The sequence below is a fragment of the Labrys sp. 22185 genome (assembly GCF_052045555.1).
Taxonomy (GTDB): Bacteria; Pseudomonadota; Alphaproteobacteria; order Rhizobiales; family Labraceae; genus Labrys; species Labrys neptuniae.
The window spans coordinates 1-7,077 of record NZ_JBQEPH010000082.1 but is presented as its reverse complement, the minus strand read 5'-3'; the positions used below and the strand labels follow the sequence as shown (position 1 = coordinate 7,077).

The 7,077-nt window shown below is 54.6% G+C and carries 5 protein-coding genes and 3 pseudogenes; 1 reads left to right on the top strand and 7 read right to left on the bottom strand.

Annotated features, from left to right (window positions below; all coding sequences use genetic code 11):
* Nucleotides 1-609 (bottom strand): annotated as a pseudogene (locus ACTJKX_RS37550) (IS5 family transposase); the annotation flags it as partial.
* 69 nt (nt 610-678) lie between these two features.
* Between ACTJKX_RS37550 and ACTJKX_RS37545 the strand changes: the two are divergent.
* Nucleotides 679-937: pseudogene (locus tag ACTJKX_RS37545) on the top strand (IS3 family transposase); the annotation flags it as partial.
* Between the two features lie 146 nt (nt 938-1,083).
* Here ACTJKX_RS37545 and ACTJKX_RS37540 read toward each other — a convergent pair.
* The 6 genes and pseudogenes from ACTJKX_RS37540 to ACTJKX_RS37515 form a co-directional block, all read right to left on the bottom strand.
* On the bottom strand, nt 1,084-3,027 hold the full coding sequence (locus ACTJKX_RS37540) for a CocE/NonD family hydrolase (RefSeq protein WP_394315644.1): 1,944 nt from the start codon (nt 3,025-3,027) through the stop codon (nt 1,084-1,086).
* 147 nt (nt 3,028-3,174) lie between these two features.
* On the bottom strand, nt 3,175-3,567 hold the full coding sequence (locus ACTJKX_RS37535; protein ID WP_394315643.1) for a hypothetical protein: 393 nt from the start codon (nt 3,565-3,567) through the stop codon (nt 3,175-3,177).
* A gap of 21 nt (nt 3,568-3,588) precedes the next feature.
* Nucleotides 3,589-5,469 carry a S10 family serine carboxypeptidase-like protein gene (locus tag ACTJKX_RS37530; protein WP_394315642.1) on the bottom strand — a complete coding sequence of 627 codons (1,881 nt, stop codon included), beginning with the start codon at nt 5,467-5,469 and terminating at the stop codon, nt 3,589-3,591.
* Nucleotides 5,470-6,244: 775 nt separating this feature from the next.
* Nucleotides 6,245-6,424, bottom strand: a pseudogene (locus ACTJKX_RS37525) (IS3 family transposase); the annotation flags it as partial.
* A gap of 100 nt (nt 6,425-6,524) precedes the next feature.
* Nucleotides 6,525-6,656, bottom strand: coding sequence for a hypothetical protein (locus tag ACTJKX_RS37520; RefSeq protein ID WP_394315641.1), 132 nt, complete (start codon nt 6,654-6,656; stop codon nt 6,525-6,527).
* On the bottom strand, nt 6,647-7,077 hold a 431-nt coding region (locus ACTJKX_RS37515; RefSeq protein WP_440728439.1), incomplete at its 5' end, for a transposase. The genes ACTJKX_RS37515 and ACTJKX_RS37520, both read right to left, overlap by 10 nt.

The window sequence follows — 7,077 nt, the reverse complement described above, 5'->3', positions numbered from 1 at the left end:
GGTATTTTCGAGCCCGCGACGGGTTGCTTGGGATGACAGCCACAGCATCTTTGTCTGCAATTGCCTGGCGCAGGCGATCGGCGTCGTAAGCGGCGTCGGCCATCACGACCTTGGCGGGTAAGCCGTCGATCAAGGCATAGGCCTGGGGGCAATCGCCTCTGTGGCCGGCGGTCAGGGTGAAGCGCACCGGGCAGCCAAGACCTCTGACAGCCATATGGATCTTGGTGCTCAGGCCGCCGCGAGAACGGCCAAGGGCCTGATCTTCAGACCCCCTTTTTTGGCGCCCGAAGCATGCTGATGGGCACGGATGATGGTGGAATCAACGATCAGATACTCGAAGTCCGGATCGTCCGACATCGCCGTGAAGATGCGCCACCATACACCCTTATGGCTCCAACGGCTGAAGCGACGGAAGACACTGTTCCACTCACCGAAGACCTCGGGCAGGTCACGCCAGGGCGAACCGGTGCGCACGATCCACAACACCGCTTCCACAAACATCCGGTTATCGTGACCAGACGAACCGCGCGTCCGTTCATCGCCGATAATATGCGCCGAAATACGCTCCCATTGATCGTCGCGTAGAATCAGACGGTCCAAAACACCCATCGCTGCCTCCAAAAGACAGCTTTGAATCACATATCCCCCACTCTTGGGAATCCCAAGAGTCCACAACTCCTAAGGCCTGGGCGGAAGCGCAAGCTGGTAAGCGTGATCTGTACGGAGTGGAACGTCTCGATCCGCAGGGTGTGCGGTGCCCTGGAATTTGATCGCTCGACTTACCACTACCGGTCACGCAAACCCGACCAGGCCAGCATCGCAACTCGGATCAAAGAAATCTGCCAGACACGGGTCCGGTATGGCTACAGGCGTGTCCATGTCATGCTCCAGCGCGAGGGCTGGGGGCCTCAACATCAAGAGAACCCATAGGATTTACAATGTAAGATCATATGTCCTCCTCTGTCGATGAGGTGGCTCGCCCTACACTGCGCGTCCGAGGGTTGCTCGGGCGGGCCGAGCCGATCCTCATCGCAGGAGGACGAGCCGTGGCAGATTATAGGGAAGCATTTGTCGGAATCGATGTCACTTCAGTACGGCGATTGACACAAGTTCTTCTCTTGGAACAAGCGGCATATCCACGGTCGTTTTTGATAGATCCAATGTTGTTTGGCGTACCCCGCCCGTCGTCCCATAGCTATAGCCTTCAACTTTCACGGCGATCTTGCTGCCCGGCAAAACCTTGAAGTCACGGGGCATCATTTCCAGAGAAAACCGATAGTCTGTGTTCTCTTCGAGTGTTTCAGCTTTCTCCAACCCCTTGTAGAAGCGCGGATTAGCCCAGCCGTAAGTGACCAGTTGGCCGTCGACGTAAAGAAGAGCTTTCAGATTGGGAATGCCCGCAGCGAATTTTGCGGTTATGTCCACCTTGATCGTGCCTGCGAACCGGGCGGCATCGACAAAGGGGGCCGTTTCGAACATTCTGCTATTACCCGCCACACCAAAGACAGCGACCTGATTAGCACCCAGACCGGGACCATCCAGCGTCAAGATGGCGCCGGTGCTCGCGTCGGGTTGCCGCATGGAGTACGATGCCACAATCGTCGCCGGCCATACATTCTCCTTAATCAGGAACTCCCCCGTGGGAATGCAGTCGCGCGCAGAATAAGACTTCGAATGGCAATGGCCGCCCAATGTATTGGAGGCGTCGTTCGGATCTTTATTGATGAGGTTTCCGGCGGTCAGGTCGCCGGCCGGCGTTTCCCGGACATAGGTCGGCTGTCTTTCGACACCGTTATTGACGCCATAAAGATAGCGTGTGTACCAAAGCAGAATCTGCTTTTGCCATTCCTTCTGCCATGCCGGATCATTATGATCCCGGCTATGAAACCAAAGCTGAACTGGCTTTTTCAATTGCATCAACGTTTCATAGAGCTGAACAGAATTCTTTGTCTTTACGTTATTATCGCTCTGACCGTGTGCAATGAGCGTAGCGGCCTTTATGTTCGATGCTAGAGATAGCGTATTTCTGTCTTTCCAAAAGTCGTTATAAGCATATGTCTCGGTATCGGAACTCTCCTCAAGCTTCTCGGCCAAGGGCGCACAAATATTTTTCCTCGCCGTTGAGGTTTCGGTAGCAGCATAACCCGGTAGATCAACTGTATCTAGCGGATTCACACCATTGTATCGGGAAAAATAATCATAAGCGTTGCTGATTCCATCCACGGGAATGATAGCTTCGAGTCCAGTCACGCCCGTCACGGCAGTCATGGTCGGCAAGGTCCCCCCGTAGGAAACGCCCTCCATGGCGACATGCCCGGTCGACCAGGTCGCCTGCACCACTGCTCCGTTTTCGTCGCGGCCCAGCACTTGAGGATCGTTGACGAGCCAGCGCACGACACCGGCCATGGCTCGGCGCTCGGGCTCGTCCATGATCGAGGGACAGCCATCGGAGTCGTTCGAGCCGATTGAATCGGCATATACGACTGTGAACCCCATGCGCAGATACTGGTCTTCGCCAAGAAAAGGTCCGCGCGCGGCCGGATACGTCGGATCCTCATAATAGATCGAAGGCCTCACGATCACCGGCGTCTTCAGGCCTTCAGCCACCTCTGCGGGTTGTACGACGCGTAGAGCAATCCTGTCCTTCTTTTCATTGCCATCCGTATCCAGATCGGTTTGTATCCAAACTGACGTCTTGATGGGCGCGCGCCTGGACAGCCAAGGCAGGATCATTCCATCCTCGACTTGAGGACCCAGATGACCGGGGTAGAGGGACGTAAGTTCTGGATAGCGTGTTCCCGTCGGCGAGATATCGAACTGCTTGCCTATTCCCGGCAGCGGCTCAGGTGGCTGAACCGGAACCACTGGAGGAATGGCATCGGTCGCCGTAGCGGGTGGGGGAGAACTGTCAGCCTGCAGTTCGAATAGGGGAGTACTCGTTGCCTGCGAATCCTCGTCCTGCGAATTGCAGGCGCTCAGGGATACGGCAAGCGCCGTGATCAACAGTAAATGTGCCCTCGTTGACATTCGCCCCTCGAAACAGAATCGCCTGACCGCCGACGCCGATATCCCCACATCGGGGTGGGAAGCTGAGAGCGCGATCGGCCGCTATCGGATTGGCGCTGGCAGCCAATCCGAGAATGGAAATATTGGGTTTTTCAAACGCTTCGGTGGCTATTGCTGTTTTTGCTGAGCGCGCTGAAGCTTCATCAATCGCTGCGGGGTTCGCGCAGTGGCAAAGCTCGATATATCCTCAAAAGTGACATAGCCATCTTTGTCGCGGTCTATCTTGGCGAAGTTATCACTGACAAAGCCCCAACCGGCGGCTTTGGCCTGCTCCAAGGTAAGGATATTGCCGTTGCCGCTTGCCGCGCTGAAACGCCTGCGCAATTGCTCCTCGACCTGCTGCTGGGCCGCAGTTTCCGTCGGTGGTGGCTCAGGGGCCCCTTTCAGGGCACCGGCCGGAGGCCTAGGCATATCATCATAAGCCAAAACCGGGCCGGAGTAGACGCCTAGCGCTACAGCGGCGCCAAGAGCCACGCCAAACAGGCGAAGGTGCTTTTTCATCTTTGCGATCCTTTGCAACTTCTATTGTACCATCTGAATGGCGCTCGCCTGGCTGCCTGCCGACAATCGGAGGGCTTGGTTCGTTGCCGACAATCCAAGAAAATCGACGGCTGGCGTGCCATAGAACTGATCGATGGTCCTTTTGAGCGGGGCGCGGGAGCTTTCGGTATTATAGGTCATGTGCCCCCCCTCGAACCATTTTACCGGCACGCGATCCAGCAGATTGGCACTTTTCAGATCGAGCTCGGTCTGGAAGCCGGGTGTTGCAACATCCTCATAGCCATGCAGAACAAGAATCTTGCTGTTGGGATTGGCAGTAAGAACAGCCTGGATGTCTGTAACGCTTTCCGGATAGTCGATCGTGCTTCCGGTCCGTTTCCAGGCCCAATTTGTTTCCCCACTAAAAAAGGTTTTCCACGAAAGGGGACCGTAATTCATAGGCTGATAATCGGTATTTGCTTCCGCACTCTCTCCAGTCGGCAAATTCTTGTAGTTTACGAAATCGGGAAGATAGGTTTTGAATCTGCTCAAGAAAGCAGTGTCGATGTAAGCGTCCGCTTCGTAAGAGCTCGAATTCGGCAATTTCATTCGGGCATCATACCGGCCAAGCTGGAAGCCGCTTACAAGATTGGCGCGTACAGTATCTGGTCCCATATTCGGAAACCGTGTCCACAAGGACTCTGACAATCCGGTATATGACGACAATTTTCTGATGAGATCCGCTTTCTCTTGAGGAGTCTGGTTTTCCTTCATAAACGAATTCCGAGTAAAGCTCCGCAAGTCCTCAAGATATGCTTCCTGTGTCTTGTTGCCCCGCAGCGTCGATTTCTTAAAGAAATCAGCGGCCATCGCATAGGAAGGAATATAGCCAGCGCAGGAACCCGCCACTCCTGTCAATTGCGTCATATCACAGTTGGTGCCATAATTGACGAGCGGTGAATTTAGGATAAAACCCGTGAGTACTTGCGGCGGCTTCCCGGAGGGATCGGGCACATAATTGCTGGTTCCTGCCTGCTCAAGCAGATTGGCAACGATTGGCGTGCGGATGCCACCATAGGATTCGCCATACAGATATTTCGGCGAACTCTGGCGATTATTGGCGTTGATATAGCTGGTTATGAAATTGGCAACGACCTCGGCATCGATGCTGGTGCCCCAGAGATCGCCATTTGCCAGAGGAGCAATGGCCGTCGAAAAACCGGTGCCAGGCGGGTCAACGAACACGATGTCCGACTGGTCCAGCAATGAAATATCATTCTCCACGAAAGGTAGAGTCTCCGGCTGTTTTTGATAATACTGCTCGGGAATGCTTGGTGCATCGGATTTGATGCGCATTGGCCCCCAGGACCCCATATGCAACCAGATCGAGGCGGAGCCAGGGCCGCCATTCCATAGAAAGGTTATCGGCCGCTTGTCTTTGGGAAGACCATCCCGCGTATATGCCGTGTAGAAGATAGCCGCTTGTGGCGTTTTGCCCGGCAGCGTGCCTCCGTCCGCGAGCTTGACCGCAGTCCTTCCTGAGCTATCTGTCGCATAAGCGATAAGGTGACCCGCACGCGCCGTATAAGGTACGTCGACGCCGTCGATTTTCAAAGTGTGACGCTTAACGGAGGTCTCCTCGGTAACCTTCGACAACTCGATCGCCCCGGAAATCGTTGTGTCGTATTTGTTCGTATCCTCGAAGACCTTGTCTTGAGGAGCGACAGCGGCGAATATTTCGGCCTCGGAGGGAGCAGCCACGGTCACATCAGGCTTTGATGGCTGTGCCGTTGACGTATCCGGCTTCGACGGCGGTCCTGTCAGCGTATCGGGTGGCGTAAAAAGGGACTTCCCCGCGTCCGCCACCTTTGCCCCCTCATTGTCATTGCATCCGGCCAGAAACACCAACGCAACGGCCAGCAAGCCTTTCCTCATTCTCACGGACGTTCCCATTTTGCTGCGAGCTGAACAGCTCCACGAACCATAGTCATAATACACTAGAAAAGATCAATTTTTCGGCAAGTATAAATTTTGTGCAGAGTCGAATTTCTGCAGGTATTAGGTCTACGGCTATCGAATGTTTATCGATCTACCTCGATAATCCCGGCTGCATTCCGTAGCTGCCATCGGGAAAAACTCCCTCAATTAATCGGAGTGTGATATTTATGTATTTTAATACCACCCTTCATAATAAAAATACAAACTCCTCCCGTTAAGAGGTCTTCAATTGCACGACCGCGTGTAATGGAGCTTCCTTCACATCCTACCGAGAGTTCGTACGGCCCCGCTCTCTTTGGTGTGCAACCGTCACTGTTGATGCAGGCATCGCCGCCTACAAAGACGTCCCGAAAATCTACGATGTTGTTTCTTTTCGGCTACGATTCTCGCAGCTAGAGACCGGAGGATCACTCCCAAATTGCTCCTCTACAGCAGAGGCAATTCAGGCTAGGCTGTATCGGCCGCTTGGCGCCCATGACCTACCGAAAACAGCCCACAGAGCGCCAAAAACATAGATTATTTAATTATTTATAAGCAATTCAGTGGTTTAAATGCACATCTTTTCGGCAACTTTTCCTGCCTGCTGCCTGTTGATTTTCGTCGAGAACCGACCCGCTTTTGAGTGCGCCCTGAGGCTGGACCACGGGGCCTGAAAAACTGAATAGTCCCCAGTTTTGTGGGCACCCTCGGGTTACGTTTCCTACTGCCGTTCGAACTCGACGGGCGACAGCATCCTGTTCCTGACGTGCTTGCGCTTGCGATTGTAGAACATTTCGATGGAGTCGAACGCGTCCTGCCTTGCCTCCTCGCGTGTTCGGTAGGTCCTGCGCCGTATCCGCTCTCGCTTCAGAAGATTGAAGAAGCTCTCGGCCACGGCGTTGAAGCTCCTATATCTGTCAAGCGGTACGGTCGGCGCCTGGCACGCAGAGATGGCGGTAAATTTCGCGCACGATGTATCGCTTCACGCAGCGCACGATTTCTCACGGTGTTTTGCCTTCCGCTCTCCGCCTGACCGCATAAGCTTTCGTGGTTGCGTGATCCCGCAGCCGAACGATAGCCACGCGGTAAAGGGCGGCATTAGCCTGTCGGTTTCCACCACGGTTCAGACGCATGCGGTTTGTCTTGCCGCTTGAGGCTGGGCTGGGATGGGACATATGCCACATAGCTTTGCGAGGGCTGCTTCGGATTTGATGCGCTCAGGGTTGTCGCCGACAAGGATCAGCACTTCGGCCATGGTCATTGTCGAGATGCCATGCGCTTTCATAAGTTTCGGCGCTTTTTCTCGAACCATGCGCTCGAGCTCCTGCTCGTGGATTTGGATCTCCTCGTGTAACGCAAGCCAGCGGCGCGCAATTGCTCGCATCGACGCTTTCGCCGATGCGGCTGGTGACGTCATGTCTCCGGGTCTGAGTGCAGCAATGTGGCGGATCAGGGTGATTGGCCCCTTGATCTGCTCGAGTGCTGCGCGCAGTTCCTCTGGCGCGTTGATGATCAGCGTTTTCAATGTGATCATCGCCTGCGATTTGGCCTTCA

Excerpts from the sequence above, each read along its gene's own strand:
- ACTJKX_RS37540 (WP_394315644.1), bottom strand. The coding sequence starts at position 3,027 with ATGTCAACGAGGGCACATTTACTGTTGATCACGGCGCTTGCCGTATCC.
- ACTJKX_RS37520 (WP_394315641.1), bottom strand. The coding sequence starts at position 6,656 with ATGCGTCTGAACCGTGGTGGAAACCGACAGGCTAATGCCGCCCTTTAC.
- ACTJKX_RS37535 (WP_394315643.1), bottom strand. The coding sequence starts at position 3,567 with ATGAAAAAGCACCTTCGCCTGTTTGGCGTGGCTCTTGGCGCCGCTGTA.